The organism is Mycobacterium sp. 663a-19 (assembly GCF_035616495.1).
Taxonomy (GTDB): Bacteria; Actinomycetota; Actinomycetes; order Mycobacteriales; family Mycobacteriaceae; genus Mycobacterium.
Window position 1 is genome coordinate 21255 of record NZ_JAPJAV010000013.1, and the last position, 19080, is coordinate 40334.

The 19080-nt window shown below is 67.8% G+C and carries 18 protein-coding genes; 13 read left to right on the forward strand and 5 right to left on the reverse strand.

From position 1 onward, the window contains the following. The first annotated feature begins 30 nt into the window (after positions 1–30). Positions 31–2214, forward strand: a complete 2184-nt coding sequence (locus OQ968_RS20865; protein WP_324681175.1) for an acyl-CoA dehydrogenase — start codon at positions 31–33, stop codon at positions 2212–2214. Between the two features lie 76 nt (positions 2215–2290). Here the strand turns inward: OQ968_RS20865 and OQ968_RS20870 are convergent, their stop codons facing one another. Further along, complete coding sequence (locus OQ968_RS20870) at positions 2291–2635, reverse strand: Zn-ribbon domain-containing OB-fold protein (protein ID WP_324681176.1); 345 nt, start codon at positions 2633–2635, stop codon at positions 2291–2293. 65 nt (positions 2636–2700) lie between these two features. Between OQ968_RS20870 and OQ968_RS20875 the strand changes: the two genes are divergently transcribed. The 3 genes from OQ968_RS20875 (at position 2701) to OQ968_RS20885 (ending at position 6476) form a co-directional block, all read left to right on the forward strand. After that, positions 2701–3891: a thiolase family protein gene (locus OQ968_RS20875; RefSeq protein WP_324681177.1), complete on the forward strand. Its 1191-nt coding sequence runs from the start codon at positions 2701–2703 to the stop codon at positions 3889–3891. 7 nt (positions 3892–3898) lie between these two features. Continuing rightward, positions 3899–5362: a FadR/GntR family transcriptional regulator gene (locus tag OQ968_RS20880; protein WP_324681178.1), complete on the forward strand. Its 1464-nt coding sequence runs from the start codon at positions 3899–3901 to the stop codon at positions 5360–5362. 118 nt (positions 5363–5480) lie between these two features. Beyond that, positions 5481–6476, forward strand: coding sequence for a sensor histidine kinase (locus tag OQ968_RS20885; RefSeq protein ID WP_324681179.1), 996 nt, complete (start codon positions 5481–5483; stop codon positions 6474–6476). 15 nt (positions 6477–6491) lie between these two features. Here OQ968_RS20885 and OQ968_RS20890 read toward each other — a convergent pair whose 3' ends face one another. Further along, a complete protein-coding gene (locus OQ968_RS20890; protein ID WP_324681180.1) occupies positions 6492–6620 on the reverse strand; it encodes a hypothetical protein in 129 nt (42 codons plus the stop codon). A 527-nt stretch (positions 6621–7147) separates the two neighbouring features. Here OQ968_RS20890 and OQ968_RS20895 point away from each other — a divergent pair. Continuing rightward, positions 7148–7651 carry a homocitrate synthase gene (locus tag OQ968_RS20895; RefSeq protein ID WP_324681181.1) on the forward strand — a complete coding sequence of 168 codons (504 nt, stop codon included), beginning with the start codon at positions 7148–7150 and terminating at the stop codon, positions 7649–7651. Between the two features lie 79 nt (positions 7652–7730). On the opposite strand, the gene OQ968_RS20900 is transcribed toward OQ968_RS20895, so the two are convergent. Continuing rightward, positions 7731–9212, reverse strand: coding sequence for a cytochrome P450 (locus tag OQ968_RS20900; protein ID WP_324681182.1), 1482 nt, complete (start codon positions 9210–9212; stop codon positions 7731–7733). Between the two features lie 104 nt (positions 9213–9316). Here OQ968_RS20900 and OQ968_RS20905 point away from each other — a divergent pair, with 104 nt between their 5' ends. Further along, positions 9317–9955 (forward strand): TetR/AcrR family transcriptional regulator, encoded by a 639-nt coding sequence (locus OQ968_RS20905; protein WP_324681183.1) that lies wholly within the window; start codon positions 9317–9319, stop codon positions 9953–9955. Between the two features lie 14 nt (positions 9956–9969). After that, a complete protein-coding gene (locus OQ968_RS20910; RefSeq protein ID WP_324681184.1) occupies positions 9970–10866 on the forward strand; it encodes an SDR family oxidoreductase in 897 nt (298 codons plus the stop codon). On the opposite strand, the gene OQ968_RS20915 is transcribed toward OQ968_RS20910, so the two are convergent. Both OQ968_RS20915 and OQ968_RS20920 read right to left on the reverse strand, forming a co-directional pair. Then, entirely contained in the window at positions 10828–11865 is a 1038-nt protein-coding gene (locus OQ968_RS20915; protein WP_324681185.1) for a DNA polymerase IV, read from the reverse strand. The two genes, OQ968_RS20910 and OQ968_RS20915, sit on opposite strands and share 39 nt — an antisense overlap. Beyond that, complete coding sequence (locus OQ968_RS20920) at positions 11862–12470, reverse strand: helix-turn-helix domain-containing protein (RefSeq protein WP_324681186.1); 609 nt, start codon at positions 12468–12470, stop codon at positions 11862–11864. Before OQ968_RS20920 ends, OQ968_RS20915 begins: the two co-directional genes overlap by 4 nt. Before the next feature lie 90 nt (positions 12471–12560). Here OQ968_RS20920 and OQ968_RS20925 point away from each other — a divergent pair, with 90 nt between their 5' ends. The 6 genes from OQ968_RS20925 to OQ968_RS20950 all read left to right on the forward strand — a co-directional run bounded on the left by OQ968_RS20925 (position 12561) and on the right by OQ968_RS20950 (position 18983). Then, positions 12561–13118, forward strand: a complete 558-nt coding sequence (locus OQ968_RS20925; protein WP_324681187.1) for an NADPH-dependent FMN reductase — start codon at positions 12561–12563, stop codon at positions 13116–13118. A gap of 478 nt (positions 13119–13596) precedes the next feature. Then, positions 13597–13836, forward strand: a complete 240-nt coding sequence (locus tag OQ968_RS20930; RefSeq protein WP_324681188.1) for a redoxin NrdH — start codon at positions 13597–13599, stop codon at positions 13834–13836. A gap of 39 nt (positions 13837–13875) precedes the next feature. Continuing rightward, a complete protein-coding gene (gene nrdI / locus OQ968_RS20935; RefSeq protein WP_324681189.1) occupies positions 13876–14328 on the forward strand; it encodes a class Ib ribonucleoside-diphosphate reductase assembly flavoprotein NrdI in 453 nt (150 codons plus the stop codon). Next, on the forward strand, positions 14298–16466 hold the full coding sequence (gene nrdE, locus OQ968_RS20940; RefSeq protein ID WP_324681190.1) for a class 1b ribonucleoside-diphosphate reductase subunit alpha: 2169 nt from the start codon (positions 14298–14300) through the stop codon (positions 16464–16466). The genes nrdI and nrdE overlap by 31 nt, the downstream gene beginning before the upstream one ends. A 117-nt stretch (positions 16467–16583) precedes the next feature. Next, positions 16584–17321, forward strand: a complete 738-nt coding sequence (locus OQ968_RS20945; RefSeq protein WP_324681191.1) for a TetR/AcrR family transcriptional regulator — start codon at positions 16584–16586, stop codon at positions 17319–17321. A 117-nt stretch (positions 17322–17438) separates the two neighbouring features. After that, complete coding sequence (locus tag OQ968_RS20950; protein ID WP_324681297.1) at positions 17439–18983, forward strand: NAD(P)/FAD-dependent oxidoreductase; 1545 nt, start codon at positions 17439–17441, stop codon at positions 18981–18983. Positions 18984–19080: the final 97 nt, after the last annotated feature.

A 19080-nucleotide genomic window follows, 5' to 3' on the forward strand; every position in this document is an offset into this window, starting at 1 on the left:
GCAGTCAGCCCGCTAGCGAGGAGGGCCCCCATGGGTATCGCACTGACCGACGACCATCGCGAACTCGCCGAGGTGGCCCGCGCGTTCCTCACTTCGCAGAAGGCGCGCTGGGCGGCGCGCTCGCTGCTCGATTCGCCGGACGAGAACCGGCCCGGGTTCTGGCAGGACATGGTCGAGCTGGGCTGGCTGGGCCTGCACGTCGACGAGGAACACGGCGGCTCGGGCTACGGGCTGCCCGAACTCGTGGTGGTGATCGAGGAACTCGGTCGCGCGGTCGCGCCGGGACCATTCGTCCCGACCGTGATCGCGTCGGCGGTGATCGCCAAAGACGGTGGCGCCAAGCAGAAGTCGCGGCTGCTGCCCGGGCTGATCGACGGTACCCGCACGGCCGGCATCGGCCTGGACGGCCGGGTGCGGGTCAACGACGGGGTGGCTAACGGTGAGGCCGGAATTGTGTTGGGCGCCGGGCTGGCCGACCTGTTGTTGATCGCCGCGGGTGACGACGTGCTGCTGCTGGACCGCGGCCGCGACGGCGTCTCGGTGGACGTGCCCGACAACCTGGATCCGACGCGGCGTTCCGGGCGGGTGCGCCTGAAGAACGTGAGCGTCGCCGCCGCGGACATCTTGCCGGGGGCGCGGGGGTCCGCGCTGGCCCGGGCGCGCACCCTGCTGGCCGCCGAGGCGGTGGGTGGGGCGTCGGACTGCGTCGACGCCGCCGTCGACTACGCCAAGGTCCGCCAGCAATTCGGGCGCACCATCGCGACTTTCCAAGCGGTGAAGCATCATTGCGCGAACATGTTGGTGGCCGTCGAATCGGCGACCGCGGCGGTGTGGGACGCCTCGCGCGCGGCGGCGGAGGACTCATCGAAGGACGAAGCGCAGTTCCGCCTCATCGCCGCGGTGGCCGCGGCGTTGGCCTTCCCGGCCTACGCGCGCAACGCCGAACTCAACATCCAGGTGCACGGCGGCATCGGCTTCACCTGGGAACACGATGCGCATCTGCATCTGCGCCGGGCGCTGGTGAACTCGGCGTTGTTCGGCGGCAGTGGCCCTCAGGCCCCGGCCGGCGACGTCTTCGATCGCACCGCGGCCGGCGCCGTCCGGGAAAACAGCCTGGACCTGCCGCCCGAGGCCGAGGAACTGCGCAAGCGCATCCGCGCCGACGCCGCCGAGATCGCCGCCCTGGACAAGGAGGCGCAGCGCGACAAGCTGATCGAGACCGGCTACGTGATGCCGCACTGGCCCAGGCCGTGGGGTCGCGCGGCCGACGCCGTGGAACAGTTGGTGATCGAGGAAGAGTTCCGCGCGGCGGGCATCAAGCGCCCCGACTACTCGATCACCGGGTGGGTGATCCTGACCCTGATCCAGCACGGAACCGATTGGCAGATCGAAAGATTCGTGGAGAAGGCGCTGCGTCAGGAAGAGGTCTGGTGCCAGCTGTTCTCCGAGCCCGAGGCCGGGTCGGACGCGGCCTCGGTGAAGACCCGCGCCACCCGGACCGACGGCGGCTGGAAGATCAACGGGCAGAAGGTGTGGACCAGCGGGGCGCAGCACTGCGCGCGCGGCCTGGCCACCGTGCGCACCGACCCCGACGCGCCCAAGCACGCCGGCATCACCACGGTGATCGTCGACATGAAGGCCCCGGGGGTCGAGGTGCGGCCGCTGCGGCAGATCACCGGCGGCTCGGAATTCAACGAGGTGTTCTTCAACGACGTGTTCGTCCCCGACGAGGACGTCGTCGGGGCGCCCAATTCCGGGTGGACGGTCGCGCGGGCGACCCTGGGCAACGAACGGGTCAGCATCGGCGGGAGCGGGTCGTACTACGAGGGCCTGGCGGCCAAGCTGGTGCAGCTGGCTCAGGCGTCGGATCGGTTGGCGGGCGCGCGAATCCGGGTCGGAAACTTCCTGGCCGACGATCACGCGCTGCGGCTGCTGAACCTGCGCCGCGCCGCCCGCAGCGTCGAGGGCGCGGGCCCGGGCCCGGAGGGCAACGTCACCAAGCTCAAGCTGGCCGAGCACATGATCGAGGGCGGCGCGATCTCGGCGGCGCTGCTGGGGCCCGAGGTCGCGCTGCTCGACGGGCCCGGCGCGGTGGTGGGCCGCATGATGATGGGCGCCCGCGGCATGGCGATCGCCGGCGGCACCTCGGAGGTGACCCGCAACCAGATCGCCGAGCGGATTCTCGGCATGCCGCGCGACCCCCTGATCAACTAGTTTTCGTCCGGCGAGCAGACGCAAAAGCCCCCATTTCGGCCCGGAAATTGGGGGCTTTTGCGTCTGCTCGCGCCACCTAGGCGGGCGCGAACAACGGCGCGCCGCCGGCGCCCTTCTCCGGCCGCACCTGGACCGGCATCCCGCATTCGACCGAATCCGGTTCGCAGCCAACGATATTGGCTGCCACACGCAGACCGCTCTGCTCGGCGAGCTCGACGATGGCGATCACGTAGGGAACCGGGATCTCCGGGTTGTACGGGTGGTAGTTGACCGTGTAGGTGAAAACCGTGCCGCGTCCGGAAACCGGCCGCGCCACCAGCGCGCCGCCGCATTGGCGGCATCGGCCGGCCGCGGGATGCACCCAGCGCGCGCAATTGTCGCAATGCTCGATAAGCAGCTGGGACGGGGACTCGGCTGGCACGCGCAATACAGTACACTCTATTGGTCCATTGCGAGCGGTGGGGTTTGGTCTGGCGGGCGGTGCAAATGTATTTCGAAAAAGACGCGATCTTGTCCGGTATCGGCATCTCGCGAATCGGCCGTCGCACCGGGATTCCGGGTTTCGACCTGACCATGGAGGCGGTGCGTGCGGCCATCGAGGACGCGGGGCTGCGGCCCGCCGACATCGACGGGATCGCGACCCTCGGTGACACCCCGGCTGCGGAGGTCAACGCCGCGCTGGGTATCGAGGCGGCCGACTGCGGTTCCGGATTCGGCACCGGCGGCCTGCTGAGCCCGGTGATGTCGGCGTGCCGGGCGGTCGCAGAGCGTCGCGCCCACCACGTGGTGGTGTACCGGACCATCCAGATGCTGGGTGGCACGGTCCCGGTGAACAAGGAAGAAAACGCGCCCGCCCCGCCGCTCGCGCGCATGTTCGAGACCCCCGAGGGCGCCGAGCGCCCGGCGGTCGGCGCGATGGACGACGTCAACGATCTCGTTGCGGCCCAGGCCTATTCCGCGGCGAACTGGCTGGCGTTGAACTGCCGCCGACACATGGAGCTGTACGGAACCACCAAGGAGCAGCTGGGCTGGCTGGCGCTCAACGGCAGGCGCAACGCCGCGCTGAATCCCCTTGCGGTGTACCGCGAACCGATGACGATGGCCGACTACCTGGGCGCGCGTCCGGTGTCGACGCCGTTCGGGCTGCTGGATTGCGATGTCCCCATCGACGGCTCGATCGCGGTGGTGGTGTCGAACGCGGAGTATGCCGGCGACTGCCCGCACCGCGCGGTGCGGGTGGAGGCGATCGGCGGATCCGACGGCGCCGGGGGGTGGTTCCACCGCGACGACTACCCCAAGATGGCGATGTCGGATGCCGCGGCGCAGATGTGGTCGCGCACCGAGCTGAGGCCCACCGACGTCAAACTCGCCGAATTGTACGACGGCTTCACGTATCTCACCCTGGCGTGGCTGGAAGCCCTCGGGATATGCGGTGACGGGGAGGCCGGCACGTTCGTCGAGGGCGGCGCGCGGATCGCCCTCGACGGTGCGCTGCCGCTGAACACCTACGGCGGCCAACTCTCGGCCGGGCGCATGCACGGCTACTGGGCGCTGCACGAGGGCTGTCTGCAATTGCGCGGCGAGGCGAAGGAGCGGCAGGTGTCGCGGCGCCCGGAGGTCGGCGTGGTTTCGGTGGGCGGTGGCCCGGTCGCGGGATGCATGCTGCTCACCTGTTGAGCCGCGGATGAGCAGCGCCCGGCCGCAAACAGCGGACAAGTTGGCCTCGATGATCGCCCGCGACATCGAGGCGGAGATCGTTCGCCGCGGCTGGCCCGTCGGCGAGTCGCTGGGCTCTGAACACGCTCTGCGGCAACGCTTTTGCGTGAGCCGGTCGGTGCTGCGGGAGGCTGCCCGGCTGGTGGAGCATCATCAGGTCGCTCGGATGCGGCGTGGGCCCAACGGCGGGCTGCTCGTGTGCGAGCCGGATGCGGGCCCGGCGACCCGCGCCGTCGTCATCTATCTCGAGTACCTGGGCACGACGCTGACCGACCTGCTCAACGCGCGCCTGGTGCTCGAGCCCTTGGCCGCCTCGCTTGCCGCGGAGCGGATCGACGAAGCCGGCATCGACCGGCTTCGGGCGGTTCTGCGCGCGGAGGAACAGTGGAGGCCGGGTCTGCCCACGCCGCGCGACGAATTCCACATCGCGCTCGCCGAACGGTCGAAAAACCCTGTCCTGCAACTGTTTATCGATGTCCTGATGAGGCTCACCACCCGCTACGCGCTGCAGTCGCGGGCCGACTCGGCGAGCGAGGCCGTCGAGGCGGTCGACCACATGCACAACGATCATTCCGAGATCGTCGCCGCCGTCACCGCCGGTGATTCCGCGCGGGCCAAGACGCTGTCCGAGCGGCACGTGGAAGCGGTGACCGCCTGGCTGCAGCGGCACCACCCCGGCGGAGGGCTCAGCGGAAACGACCGGCACGCGAGTAGGGCGCGCAGGCGACTCGACCCCGAGGCGCCGCGCGGCAAGATGGCCGAGGTGCTTGCGGCCAACATCGGCGACGACATCGCCGCCGCCGGCTGGCGGATCGGTTCGGTCTTCGGGACCGAGACGGCGCTGCTGCAGCGCTACCGGGTGAGCCGCGCGGTGCTGCGCGAGGCGGTGCGGCTGCTCGAATTTCACTCGGTGGCCCGGATGCGCCGCGGGCCGGGGGGCGGGCTCGTCGTCACCCAACCGCACGCGCAGGCCAGCGTCGACACCATCGCGCTCTACCTGCAATACCGGCAGCCGAGCCGCGAGGACCTGCGTTGCGTCCGCGACGCCATCGAGATCGACAACGTCGCCAAAGTCGTCAAGCGCCGCGGCGAATCCGCGGTCGCGGCCTTCCTCGGCACCCGGCCGACGCTCGGCGAAAACCTGCACACCGCCGACGAGGTGCGCAAGGCCACCGTCGAGGAATTCCGGTTCCACGTCGGGCTCGCGCAATTGGCCGGCAACGCGCTGCTGGACCTGTTCCTGCGGATCATCGTCGAGTTGTTCCGCCGGCACTGGTCCACCACCGGGCAGTCGCTGCCGACCGGGGCCGACGTCATCGCCGTCGACCGCGCGCACGTCCGGATTCTCGAGGCGATTTCCGCCGGGGACGACAGCCTGGCCCGCCATCGCATCCGGCGTCATCTCGATGCCGCCGCCTCCTGGTGGCTGTGATGGGGCCGCGTTCGGGCTGAACCCGCTTTGTGATCGATTAACTGCATAGCCGAGGCGGCTCCGGGGTACTGGGGTAGGTAGCGCGGCAGGACGGCCGGTCCAGCAGGGGGTTGGCATTGTGATGGAAAGCGGGAGCGCCGAGAAATTGAGCACGGGCACGGAATCCGAACATCAGGGCTTCGTTCACTCCGCGCTCCTCTATCACTCTCAGCGGGAGTACCTGGATTTCGTGGTGCGCTTCGTCATCGAGGGGTTGGCGATGGGGGAACCGGTGCTCGTCGCTGTCCCCGGCGACACGATGGCGCTCGTGCATGACGAGCTGTGTGCCGGCGAGCGGGCGCCGGACGGATTGCACCTGGCCGACATCACCGCGGTCGCCCGCAATCCGAGTCGGTTCATGACGATGGCGGGCTCCTTCGTCGAGGAACACCCCGGCCGGCGGGTGCGCATTGTCAGCGAGGTTCTCTGGCCCGGCCGCACCGCGCACGAGCGGTTGGCCTGCGTGCAGCATGAGGCGCTGGTCAACGAGGCGTTCGACGGTCAGCAGGTGACGGGGTTGTGCCTCTACGACGCGAGCCGGCTGGACGACGACGTGCTGGCCGACGCCCGCGCAACCCACCCGATGCTGTGGAGCTGCGGTTCGCTGCGTCCCAGCGCCGAATACGCGCCCGATGACGTGCTCGCCCGTTGCAACCAGCCCCTGCCGGTCAACCCGGGGGCCGTCACCTACATGGTCCGCAAGTCAGCGGATCTGCGGCTGGCGCGGGCCTTCGCCGTCGATTACGCCGACTGGGTCGGGCTGTCCCGGGACGGCACCGAGGACCTGCAATTGATCGCCACCGAACTGGCCAGCAACAGCTTGATGTACACCGACGGCGCGTGCCGGCTGGCCTTCTGGAAACACGACGAGCATCTGGTCTGTGAGGCGCGCGACAGCGGACGCCTCGATGACCCGATGGTCGGCCGGCTGAACCCGGGGCCCAGCGGCCCCGCCAGCAGGGGGCTGTTTCTGGTGAACGCGATATCGGATCTGGTGCGCACGCACAGCACGACGACCGGCACCACGATTCAGGCGTATCTGCGATTCAACCCATCCCCGCGGCCGGCGGGATGAAGCGTGCGGCGGCCGTCAGCCGCCCAGCACCGTTGTGACCGGCGGTGCGAGCGTCGTCGTGCATCCCGTCGGTAGCAATACCGCGGCGACCACCCCAACGGTCAGGGCGGCGACTTTCAGAGTTTTCTTGCCCTTCGCCTTCATAGGTCGTGCCTTTCACCCGGGGTGCTAGTTCCCTTAGGCGGCTAGCACCTGAGCAAGATGTTACGGCCTGTATTTGACGCAAGTAAACTAGCAATTCGGGCGTTTGGCCTGGCAGCGCGCGAATCCGCGAGCGCAAGAAATTTTTCGTCCCCTCGCAGATGGAAGGACCGTGTCGATGAGGACCATGAAAGTCAGGAATCAAGACTGCCGCCGCGACCATGGCGCTGGGGGCAGCTTTGTCCGGCTTGACGGGATGTTCGGCGGCCACCGCCGGCGGCGGCACGGGCATCGGCACGGGCACCTGCGTGGGCACCATCTGCATCTGACGCGACGGACTCCGCACTCGGCGACACGCTGAAACGAAGTTGCACTATCGCTGCGCGAGATCTAATCTCGCGCTCGTGCGTCGTCTTCAGCGTGCCGTAGTAGCCGGCACCCGCAGCGGGGTCTGATTCCAGACCGACCCCCCGCTGTGGGTCGGAAGCTACTACGTCGGTCGCTCCTGCTGATCAGAGAAGACCGACCCAATGCCTGTTTCCGATTCAACTCGTTTGTCGGCGCGCCGATCTGGCGCCGACGCATGGTTCAGATGCCACTTCGGCGCGGCGCTGCCGCGGGGGCTGCGGGACCAGGCGGAGGGCATGCCGTGGGAGGACTTCGTCGCGACCTACTGTCATGCGGCCGGCCCGGTGCGATTCGGGCACTGGGCGTGCACAGACGCCGAGCGGCCCGCCGGGCGGCTGGGCCCACAGGCACGCAACTTCCGGGCGATGATCGCCGTCGGCGACCGCATCGGCACCTCGACCGCGTCCGCCAGCGGGCCGATCGCCGCCCTCACCGCGATGCTGCACGAGCGCGGGATCACCATCGAGACGCTGAAGTTCCATCAGCTGCGGTCCGGCGTACACACCGCCACCTTCGTCTACGGCAGCAATGGGATCCGTTCCGAGTGGGCGATGGGCTGGGCCGAGCATCCGACGCAGTCGGCGCTGCGCGCGGTAATCGCTTGCGCCAACCGGTTATTCACCTAAACCCGCCGAGCAGACACAGAAGCTCCCGTTTCACACCGAAATTGGGGGCTTTTGTGTCTGCTCGCGCAACCAAACGCAATTACAGCGGGCGCAGCATGATCGGCATGCCGTCCTTCGGTATCGGCATGCCGCCGTAGTCCCAGGACGGCTGGTAGCCGGGCCGGGGCAGTTCCAGCCGGTAGCGGCGCAGCAGCCGGTGCAGGATCGTCTTGACCTCCAACCGTCCGAAGGTCATCCCGATGCACTTGTGCGCGCCGCCGCCGAAAGGCGTGAACGCGTAGCGGTGGCGCTTGTGCTCGCTGCGCGGCTCGCAGAACCGCTCCGGGTCGAACTTCAACGGGTCGGTCCACAGCTCCGGCAGCCGGTGATTCATCCCGGGGTACGCAATCACGTTGGTGCCCTTGGGAATGTAGTAGCCGAGCAGGTCGGTGTCGCGCACGGTCTGGCGCATCGCCCATTGCACCGGAGTCACGATCCGAATCGACTCGTCCATCACCAGGTCCAGTGACTCCAGCTTCTCCAGCGACTCGATGTCGAGCGGCCCGTCGCCGAGGCGGTCGGATTCGTCGCGGCAGCGCTGCTGCCATTCCGGGTGCGCGGCCAGGTGGTAGGCCATCGTCGTCGCGGTCGACGTCGACGTGTCGTGCGCGGCCATCATCAGGAAGATCATGTGGTTGACGACGTCCTCGTCGGAGAACTTGTTGCCGTCCTCGTCCTCGGTCTCGCACAACACCGACAGCAGGTCGGTGCCGTTCTTCCCGCGTTGTTCGGCGACCCGCTCGCGGAAGTAGTTCTCCAGCAGTTCGCGCGCCTTGAGGCCGCGCCACCAGGTAAACGGCGGCACGCTGGTGCGGATGATCGCGTTGCCCGCGCGGGTGGTGACGGTGAACGCCCGGTTCACCTTGGTGACCAGCTCGCGGTCGGTGCCGGGCTCGTGGCCCATGAACACCATCGACGCGATGTCGAGGGTCAGCTCCTTCATGGCCGGGTAGAGCAGGAAGCGGGCGTCGTTGACCACCCAGTCGTCGGCCACCACCTGCGACACGACCCGGTCCATCTGCTCGACATAGCTGACCAGCCGGGGCCGGACGAACGCCTCCTGCATGATCCGCCGGTGGAACATGTGCTCGTCGAAGTCGAGCAGCATGAGCCCGCGGTGGAAGAACGGCCCGATCACCGGGACCCAACCCTGCTGCGAGTAGTCCTTGTTGCGGTTGGAGTAGATGACCTGCGCCGCGTCCGGGCCGAGCGCGGCCACCCCCGGCAGCACCGGCGAGTCGCCGAACACCACCGGGCCCTTGGTCCGGTAGAGGAACAACAGGTAGTCCGGCCCGCCGCGCAGCATCTCGATGATGTGCCCGATGACCGGCAGCCCGGCATCACCGAGCACCGGTTTCAGCCCGCTGCGCGGCGGCGGATCGGCGAGCTTGTGCTCGGGGAACTGCGTGTTCAGCAGGCGGCGCTCCACCAGGCCCATGCCGGGAAAGTTGTTGATCGACGGGGTAAATCGGCGCCGCGCCTGGTCGAGCAGATAGTGCGGGGTGCTGATGGTGGCGGGCATGGACGCTCCTTTGCGACCCGGGACTGTGTAAGAAATATCCTTCGCGACAAACTTGACGGCTGTCAAGTTTTGGTCTTCCCTTGACGGGATGACAAGGTCAGACGATGGCAGCCGACCCCACACCCACCGCCCGGCGTAGCCGCGGCGACCTTCAGCGGGAGGCGATCGTCGGCGCGGTGCGACAGTTGCTGCAAGAGGGTTCGTTCGCGGACCTGTCCGTCAGCACCATCAGCGAGCGGGCCCGCATCGCACGCTCCGGCTTCTACTTCTACTTCGACTCCAAGTACGACGTGCTCGCCTTCATCCTGGCCGAGGCGACCCACGAACTCGAGGAGCTCACGCAGTACTTTGCGCCGCGCGCACCCGGCGAGACGCCGGCGGCGTTCGCGAGGCGCATGGTCGGCAGCGCCGCCACGGTGTTCGCCCACAACGACCCGATCATGACCGCGTGCAACGACGCGCGGAACACCGACGCGAAGATCCGGGAGATCCTGGACCGCCAGATCGACATCGTGATCGGGCAGATCGTCAGCGTGGTCGACGACGAAATCGCCGCCGGCACAGCGCATCCGATCAGCGACGACGTGCCCGCCCTGGTCCGCATGCTCGGCGCGACCACGGCGATGATGCTGTCCGGCGACGTCACCTTCCTCGGACCCGACCGTGACCGGGAGCGCGGCGTGCGGGTGCTCGAGCAGCTGTGGCTGAACTCGCTGTGGGGCGGGGACCCCGCGACGGCCTAGGTATCGTCACGGCCATGGCACAGAGGGCGTATTACGCGGGGAAGCGGTGTCTGGTCACCGGCGCGGCGAGCGGCATCGGCCGCGCCACCGCGTTACGGCTGGCCGCGCAGGGCGCCGAACTGTATCTGACCGACCGCAACGCCGAGGGCCTGGAGCTCACCGCGGCCGACGCCCGCGCGCTGGGCGCGCGGGTGCCCGAGCACCGGGCGCTGGACATCGCCGACTACGACCAGGTGGCGGCGTTCGCCGCCGGCATCCACGCCGCGCACCCGAGCATGGACGTCGTGATGAACATCGCCGGGGTGTCGGCGTGGGGGACCGTCGACCGGCTGACCCACGAGCAGTGGAGCAAGATGGTCGCGATCAACCTGATGGGCCCGATCCACGTCATCGAGACGTTCGTCCCGCCGATGGTGGCCGCCGGCCGGGGCGGGCACCTGGTCAACGTGTCGTCGGCGGCCGGGCTGGTGGCGCTGCCCTGGCACGCTGCCTACAGCGCCAGCAAGTACGGGCTGCGCGGCCTGTCCGAGGTGCTGCGCTTCGACCTGGCCCGGCACCGCATCGGGGTGTCGGTCGTGGTGCCCGGCGCGGTGAAGACCCCGCTGGTCAACACCGTCGAGATCGCCGGCGTCGACCGCGAGGACCCCAATGTCAGCCGGTGGATCGACCGCTTCAGCGGCCACGCCGTGTCGCCGGAGAGGGCGGCCGAGAAGATCCTGGCCGGGGTCGCAAGGAACAGATACCTGATCTACACCTCGGCCGACATCCGGGCGCTGTACGCGTTCAAGCGGCTGGCGTGGTGGCCCTACAGCGTGGCGATGCGCCGGGTCAACGCGATCTTCACGCGCGCGCTGCGGCCCGCCCCGGTGCCCTCACGCCGGCATGACCAGCTCGAGGCGCACCCCGAGTAGCCGCACCGGCCGGTCGAGCTCGAACAGGTCAAGGACGCGCAGGGCGGCGGCGACGACGACGTCGGCGTCGGTGGTGGGCGCCGCCAGCTTGCGGATCTTGGTGCGGGTGTAGAACGTCGCGGTGCGCACCGTGACCGCCACGCGGGTGACGATCCGGCCCGCCGCCACCACCTCGCCGAGCGCTCGGCGCGCCAGTTCGGTTACCGCCGAATCCATTTCGGCGCGATCGGTGAGGTCGCGCGGGAACGTCACGACGTGGCTGCGGGAGCGCGGCACCCATGGCTCGGCGCTGACGTCGGCGTCGCCGCCGCCCTTGGCGAGCAGCAGCAGCCACAGGCCGGTGCGCGGGCCGAAGGTGGACGTCAGCAGCTCCGCGTCGCCGTGGGCGAGTTCGCGTACCGTCGTTATCCCCAGGGCCGCAAGCTTTTTCGCGGTCTTGGGCCCCACGCCCCACAGCGCGTCCACCGGGCGGTCGGCCATCACGTCCATCCAGTTCGCGTCGGTGAGCACGAAGATGCCGGCCGGCTTCGCGAAGCCGGTGGCGACCTTGGCCCGCTGCTTGTTGTCGCTGATGCCCACCGAGCACGACAGCCCGGTCTCGGAACCGATGACGGCCTGGATCTGCTCGGCGACCTCGGTGGGATCGGCGCCGTCGTCCGCCAGCCCGATGTACGCCTCGTCCCAGCCCCACACCTCGACCGGGTGTCCCAGGTCGCGCAGCAATCCCATCACCCGGTCGGACGCGGCGTCGTAGGCGGCGGGATCCGACGGCAGGAACGTGGCGCCGGGACAGCGGCGGGCCGCGGTGCGCAGCGGCATGCCCGCGTGCACACCGAACTCGCGGGCCTCATACGACGCGCAGGTGACGACCTTGCGCGGTTCGGTCGGGTCGCCGCTGCCGCCGACGATGACCGGCAGCCCGGCCAGCTCGGGGTGCCGGCCCAGTTCCACCGACGCCAGGAACTGGTCGAGGTCGACGTGCAGGACCCAGTTTGTCATCGCCCACAGAGCTTGCGCGCCAGGCTCTCCCACGCGTCGCCCATCGTCTCCAGGGTGTGGCCGCCGTCGCGCAGTTGATGCTCCACGTAATCCGCGTCCAGCAGGGCCAGCAGGGCGTCGGTCTGGGCGTCGAGGTCGCCGGTGGTCTGCGCTGCGGCCAGCAGCAGCCGCACGTGCGTGCGCAGCACCGCGGCCGGCGGGCCGTAGCGGGTGCGCGGGTCGCGGTTGGCGGCCGACAACAGCGCGTGGTGGGTGTGCACGAAGCGGATGCGCTCGCGGCCGAACGCCACCAGCCGATCCATCGGCAGAGCGTCGGGGCCCAGCGGCGGCGGGCCGAACAGGAACGCCTGCTGGCTGGCCCGCTCGTCCTCGTCGAGCAGCACCATCATCAGGCCCGCCCGGCTGCCGAAGCGGCGGAAGACGGTGCCCTTGCCGACCCCGGCGGCGGCGGCGACGTCGTCCATGGTGACCGCGTCGGCGCCGCGTTCGGTGACCAGGCTGCGCGCCGCGTCCAGCAACAGCGCGCGATTGCGCGCCGCGTCGCCCCGCTCCGGCGGGGGCTGTCGGGGAGCGGACACCGGCAACTCGCGCAACCGCTCGCTCATAGCTGCACTTTAATGCCTCAGGAATAAACCGGACCAGAGTCCGGTTCGGTCGTGCAAAGATGTAGACCAACGACCGAAGGGGAACGGTACATGTCCGACATCAAAGTCTTGGCGCTCGTGGGCAGCCTGCGCTCGGCGTCGATCAACCGGCAGATCGCGGAGCTGGCGGCGGCGGTGGCGCCCGACGGAGTCGCGGTCGCGGTGTTCGAGGGGCTGGCGGAGCTGCCGTTCTACAACGAGGAGATCGACGACGCGATGACGCCCGGCGCCCCGGCGCTGGATCCGGTGGCCGCGCTGCGTGCCGCGGCGGCCGGTGCGGACGCCGCGCTGGTGGTCACCCCGGAGTACAACGGCAGCATCCCGGCGGTCATCAAGAACGCGATCGACTGGCTCTCGCGCCCGTTCGGCGACGGCGCGCTGAAGGGCAAGCCGCTGGCGGTGATCGGCGGCTCGTTCGGCCGCTACGGCGGGGTGTGGGCGCACGACGAAACCCGGAAGTCGTTCGGCATCGCCGGCGCCCGGGTGATCGAGGGGCTCAAACTGTCCGTCCCGTTCAAAACCCTGGAGGGCAGGGCCCCCGCGGACGACGCCGAGCTGTCGGCGAACGTGCGCGACGTCGTCGGCAAGCTGGCCGCCGAAGTCGGCTGAATTCGGCGGTATCCGACAGGCCGGTCTCCGGTGACCAGCGACGTTGGTCAACGGCTTTGCTGGCGGCGCGCTGGCGCGACGACCGCGCCCGCCGAAAACCAGGCGATGTCGGTGGCCGGTGCTATACCGATGCCCATGGGTGTCCGGGCGCGATTTGTGATCTGCGACACGCCGGGCGCGGGCCCGGGACAGGCCGCACGACCAGGGAATTTCAAAATTGTTATTCAGAACATCTTGTATCTCGACATCTTGTCAGCCACTAGGTGTAGTGTTTCGAGCACCGGCAGATCCCAGAATCCCCAAGCTGGCCGGGCTTGGGGCGCCTCCCGGAATCGGTACCGCCAGGTCGTTCGGCCTGACATCCGCAGAACGGGAATCTGGGGCCCTGGCGGGCCGCTGAAACACAGCGCAGATGTAGTACCCCCAGCAGTTGCCAGTCCGTAATAAGTTCCCGACCTTCCGCAAAGGAGCGGCATCCATGAGCGTCACCGTGTACACCAAGCCGGCATGCGTCCAGTGCAGCGCCACCTTCAAGGCGCTGGACAAGCAGGGCATCGCCTACGAGAAGGTCGACATCACCCTGGACGCCGAGTCCCGGGACTACGTGATGGCGCTGGGCTACCTGCAGGCCCCCGTGGTGGTGGCGGGCAACGACCACTGGTCGGGCTTCCGGCCGGACCGCATCAAGGCGCTCGCCGGTGCCGCGCTGAGCGCCTAGCGCAGCAGACGATCGGGCAAGTGAGGAGGTTGCGGTGCCATGGATAGCACGCAGCGCAACCTGGTGTATTTCTCGTCCGTGTCGGAGAACACCCACCGCTTCGTGCAGAAGCTGGGTGTTCCCGCCACGCGGATACCGCTGCATGGCCGCATCGAGGTCGACCAGCCTTACGTGCTGATACTGCCCACGTACGGCGGCGGCCGGGCCACGCCGAACATCAACGACGGCGGCTACGTGCCCAAACAGGTCATCGCCTTTTTGAACAACGAGCGCAACCGATCGTTGATCCGCGGCGTCATCGCGGCGGGCAACAACAACTTCGGTGCCGAATTCGCCTACGCGGGCAACGTGGTCTCGCGCAAGTGCGGCGTTCCGTACCTCTACCGCTTCGAACTGATGGGAACCCCGGACGACGTGGATGCCGTCCGCGCCGGTCTCGCTGACTTCTGGAAGGAACAGACGTGCCACCAACCGTCGCTGCAGAGCCTGTAACCGCCGCCGGCGCTCACGCGTTGCCGGGCGAAACGGACTATCATGCGCTGAACGCGATGCTGAATCTGTATGACGCGGACGGCAAGATCCAGTTCGACAAGGACGTTCTCGCGGCGCGGCAGTACTTCCTGCAGCACGTCAACCAGAACACGGTGTTCTTCCACAACCAGGACGAGAAGCTCGACTACCTGATCCGCGAAAACTATTACGAGCGTGAGGTTCTCGACCAGTACTCACGCAACTTCGTCAAGTCGCTGCTGGACCGCGCCTACGCCAAGAAGTTCCGCTTCCCGACGTTTCTCGGCGCATTCAAGTACTACACCTCCTACACGCTGAAGACGTTCGACGGCAAGCGCTACCTAGAGCGCTTCGAGGACCGCGTCGTGATGGTCGCGCTCACACTGGCCGCCGGCGACACCGGCCTGGCCGAAAAGCTGGTCGACGAGATCATCGACGGCCGGTTCCAGCCGGCCACCCCGACGTTTTTGAACTCGGGCAAGAAGCAGCGCGGTGAGCCGGTCTCGTGCTTCCTCCTTCGCATCGAGGACAACATGGAGTCGATCGGGCGATCGATCAACTCCGCGCTGCAGCTGTCCAAGCGCGGTGGGGGAGTTGCGTTGCTGCTGAGCAACATTCGCGAGCACGGCGCGCCGATCAAGAACATCGAGAACCAGTCCTCGGGCGTCATCCCCATCATGAAGCTGCTCGAGGACTCCTTCTCCTACGCCAACCAGCTGGGGGCGCGCCAGGGCGCGGGCGCGGTGTACTTGCACGCGCACCACCCCGACATCTACCGCTTCCTGGACACCAAGCGGGAGAACGCCGACGAGAAGATCCGGATCAAGACGCTCTCGCTCGGTGTGGTGATCCCCGACATCACCTTCGAGCTGGCCAAGAAGAACGAGGACATGTACCTGTTCTCGCCGTACGACGTCGAGCGGGTCTACGGGCTGCCGTTCGCCGACATCTCGGTGACCGAGAAGTACTACGAGATGGTCGACGACGCGCGCATCCGCAAGACCAAGATCAAGGCGCGCGAGTTCTTCCAGACGCTGGCCGAGCTGCAGTTCGAGTCGGGCTATCCGTACATCATGTTCGAGGACACCGTCAACCGGGCCAACCCGATCGACGGCAAGATCACCCACAGCAACCTGTGCTCGGAGATCCTGCAGGTGTCCACGCCGTCGGTGTTCAACGACGATTTGTCGTATGCCAAAGTGGGCAAGGACATTTCGTGCAACCTCGGGTCGCTCAACATCGCCAAGACAATGGACTCGCCCGACTTCGCCCAGACGATCGAGGTCGCGATCCGCGCGCTGACCGCCGTCAGCGACCAGACGCACATCACCTCGGTTCCCTCGATCGAGCAGGGCAACAACGATTCCCACGCGATCGGGCTCGGGCAGATGAACCTGCACGGCTACCTGGCCCGCGAGGGCATCTTCTACGGCTCCGAAGAGGGTGTCGACTTCACCAACATCTACTTCTACGCGGTGCTCTATCACGCGCTGCGCGCGTCGAACCGGATCGCGATCGAACGCGGCACGCGCTTCAAGGGTTTCGAGAAGTCCAAGTACGCCTCGGGGGAGTTCTTCGACAAGTACATCGACCAGGTGTGGGAGCCGGCGACCGAGAAGGTGCGTCAGCTGTTCGCCGATGCCGGCATCCGCATCCCCACCCAGGACGACTGGAAGCGGCTGAAGGAGTCGGTGCAGGCGCACGGCATCTACAACCAGAATCTGCAGGCGGTGCCGCCGACCGGGTCGATCTCCTACATCAACCACTCGACGTCGTCGATCCACCCGATCGTGTCGAAGGTCGAGATCCGCAAGGAGGGCAAGATCGGCCGGGTCTACTATCCGGCGCCCTACATGACCAACGACAACCTGGAGTACTACCAGGACGCCTACGAGATCGGTTACGAGAAGATCATCGACACCTATGCCGCGGCCACCCAGCACGTGGACCAGGGTCTGAGCCTGACGTTGTTCTTCAAGGACACCGCCACCACCCGCGACGTGAACAAGGCGCAGATCTACGCCTGGCGCAAGGGAATCAAGACGCTCTACTACATCCGGCTGCGCCAGCTGGCACTGGAGGGCACAGAAGTTGAAGGGTGTGTCAGCTGCATGCTGTAACCCGTTGCGCCCAGCGTGAAGCTGCTGCGAATTCTCGGCGCGGTTTTCGCAACCACTTCACGTTCGGTGAAGTGAGGAACGCCAGGTCAACGGCCGCAGCGGGGTATGGTGCTTGACGTGGTCAGAATTCCCCGACCTGCTAGGCCCCACCCCGGCGTGAAGCCCGGGGTGAAGGTCGACGCGCGCAGCGAACGCTGGCGCGAGCACCGCAAGAAGGTGCGCGGCGAGATCGTCGAGGCGGCGTTCCGCGCCATCGACCGCCTGGGGCCCGAGCTGAGCGTGCGGGAGATCGCCGAGGAGGCCGGCACCGCCAAGCCGAAGATCTACCGCCACTTCCACGACAAGTCCGACCTGTTCCAGGCGATCGGGGAGCGGCTGCGCGACATGCTGTGGGCGGCGATCTTCCCGTCGATCGACCTGAAGACCGATTCGGCCCGCGAGGTGATCCGGCGCGCCGTCGAGGAGTACGTCACCCTCGTCGACCAGCACCCGAACGTGCTGCGGGTGTTCATCCAGGGCCGGTCCGCCGCCAGCCCGAAGATCCTCGAGGAGGGCCGGGGTATCACGCTGGCGATGGCCGACATGTTCGACCACGAGCTCCGCGAGATGGAGCTGGACCACGCCGCGATCGAGCTGGCCGCGCACGCGGCCTTTGGATCGGCCGCGTCGGCCACCGAGTGGTGGCTGGGCCCCGACCCGGACAGCCCGCGACGCATGCCGCGGGAGCGGTTCGTCGCGCACCTGACCACCATCATGATGGGCGTCATCGTCGGCACCGCCGACACGCTCGGCATCAGGATGGATCCCGACCAGCCGATTCACAGCGCGCTGCCCAGCAACCCCGCCGCCAGCTGACCACCCGCGGCGTTTGACATCGCCGCGGCCGTCGCTAACATTCGCCCTATCCGATACCCTGGGTACCGGGTACTTGCGTTGAGCCAACAGAAAGACCGATCCGCCGTGACCGATGCCATGACACAAGCCGAGCCGACACAACAAGCGCGCGAGCCGGTCCACACCCGCGTCGTCATCATCGGGACCGGGTTCTCCGGCCTGGGGATGGCCATCGAGCTGCAAAAGCAAAGCGTGGACTTCGTCATCCTGGAGAAGGCCGACGACATCGGCGGCACCTGGCGCGACAACACCTACCCCGGCTGCGCGTGCGACATCCCGTCGCACCTGTACTCGTTCTCCTTCGAACCCAAGCCGGACTGGAAGAACCCGTTCTCCTATCAGCCCGAGATCCAGGATTACCTCCAAGGGGTGACCGACAAGTACGGGCTGCGCCGCTTCATCGAGTTCAACTCCCTGGTCGATCGCGGCTACTGGGACGACGACGAGTACCGCTGGCACGTGTTCACCGCCGACGGGCGCGAATACGTCGCCCAGTTCCTGGTCTCGGGCGCCGGCGCGCTGCACATCCCGTCGTTCCCCGAGATCGAGGGCCGCGACGAATTCGCCGGTCCCGCTTTCCATTCCGCGGAGTGGGACCACAGCGTCGACCTGACCGGCAAGCGGGTGGCGATCATCGGGACGGGCGCCAGCGCGATCCAGATCGTGCCCGAGATCGTCGGTCAGGTCGCCGAACTGCAGCTCTACCAGCGCACCCCGCCGTGGGTGGTGCCGCGCTCCAACCCCGAGCTCCCGTCGGCGCTGCGGGCGGCCATGGAAACCGTCCCCGGGCTGCGGGCGGTGGTGCGCCTGGGGATCTACTGGGCGCAGGAGGCGCTGGCGTTCGGCATGACCAAGCGTCCCAACGCGCTGAAATTCATTGAGGCGTACTGCAAGTGGAACATCTGGCGCTCGGTGCGAGACCGCGAGCTGCGCCGCAAGCTGACCCCCAAGTACCGCATCGGGTGCAAGCGAATCCTGAACTCCTCCACCTACTATGGGGCGGTCGCGAACCCGAAGACCAAGCTGATCACCGACGGCATCACCCGCATCACGCGCGACGGGATCGTCACCGCCGACGGCACCGAACACCCGGTCGACGTGATCGTGTACGCCACCGGCTTCCACGTCACCGACTCCTACACCTACGTCCAGATCAAGGGGCAGCACGGCGAGGACCTGGTCGACCGCTGGAACCGCGAGGGCATCGGCGCGCACCGCGGGATCACCGTCGCCGACGTGCCCAACCTGTTCTTCCTGCTGGGCCCGAACACCGGGCTGGGCCACAACTCCGTGGTGTTCATGATCGAGTCGCAGATCCGCTACGTCGCCGACGCGATCGCGAAGTGCGACAAGATGGGCGCGCAGGCGCTGGCCCCGACCCGCGAGGCCCAGGACCGCTTCAACGACGAGCTGCAACGCAAGCTGGCCGGCTCGGTGTGGAACACCGGCGGCTGCAGCAGCTGGTACCTCGACGAGCACGGCAAGAATACGGTGCTCTGGGGCGGCTACACCTGGCAGTACTGGATGGCGACCCGTTCGGTCAAGCCCGAGGAATACCAGTTCTTCGGGGTGGGCAAGGGCTCACGCCGTCAGAAAGACCTGAGCCCCGCTGGGCAGGCATAACCCCAGTTCAGGGTCCCTAAAATGGGCCGCACAGGCCGCATCAGCCACGCCGAGGCGAGGTACAGGCGCGAATTGATCCGCACGGGGGACAGATTGC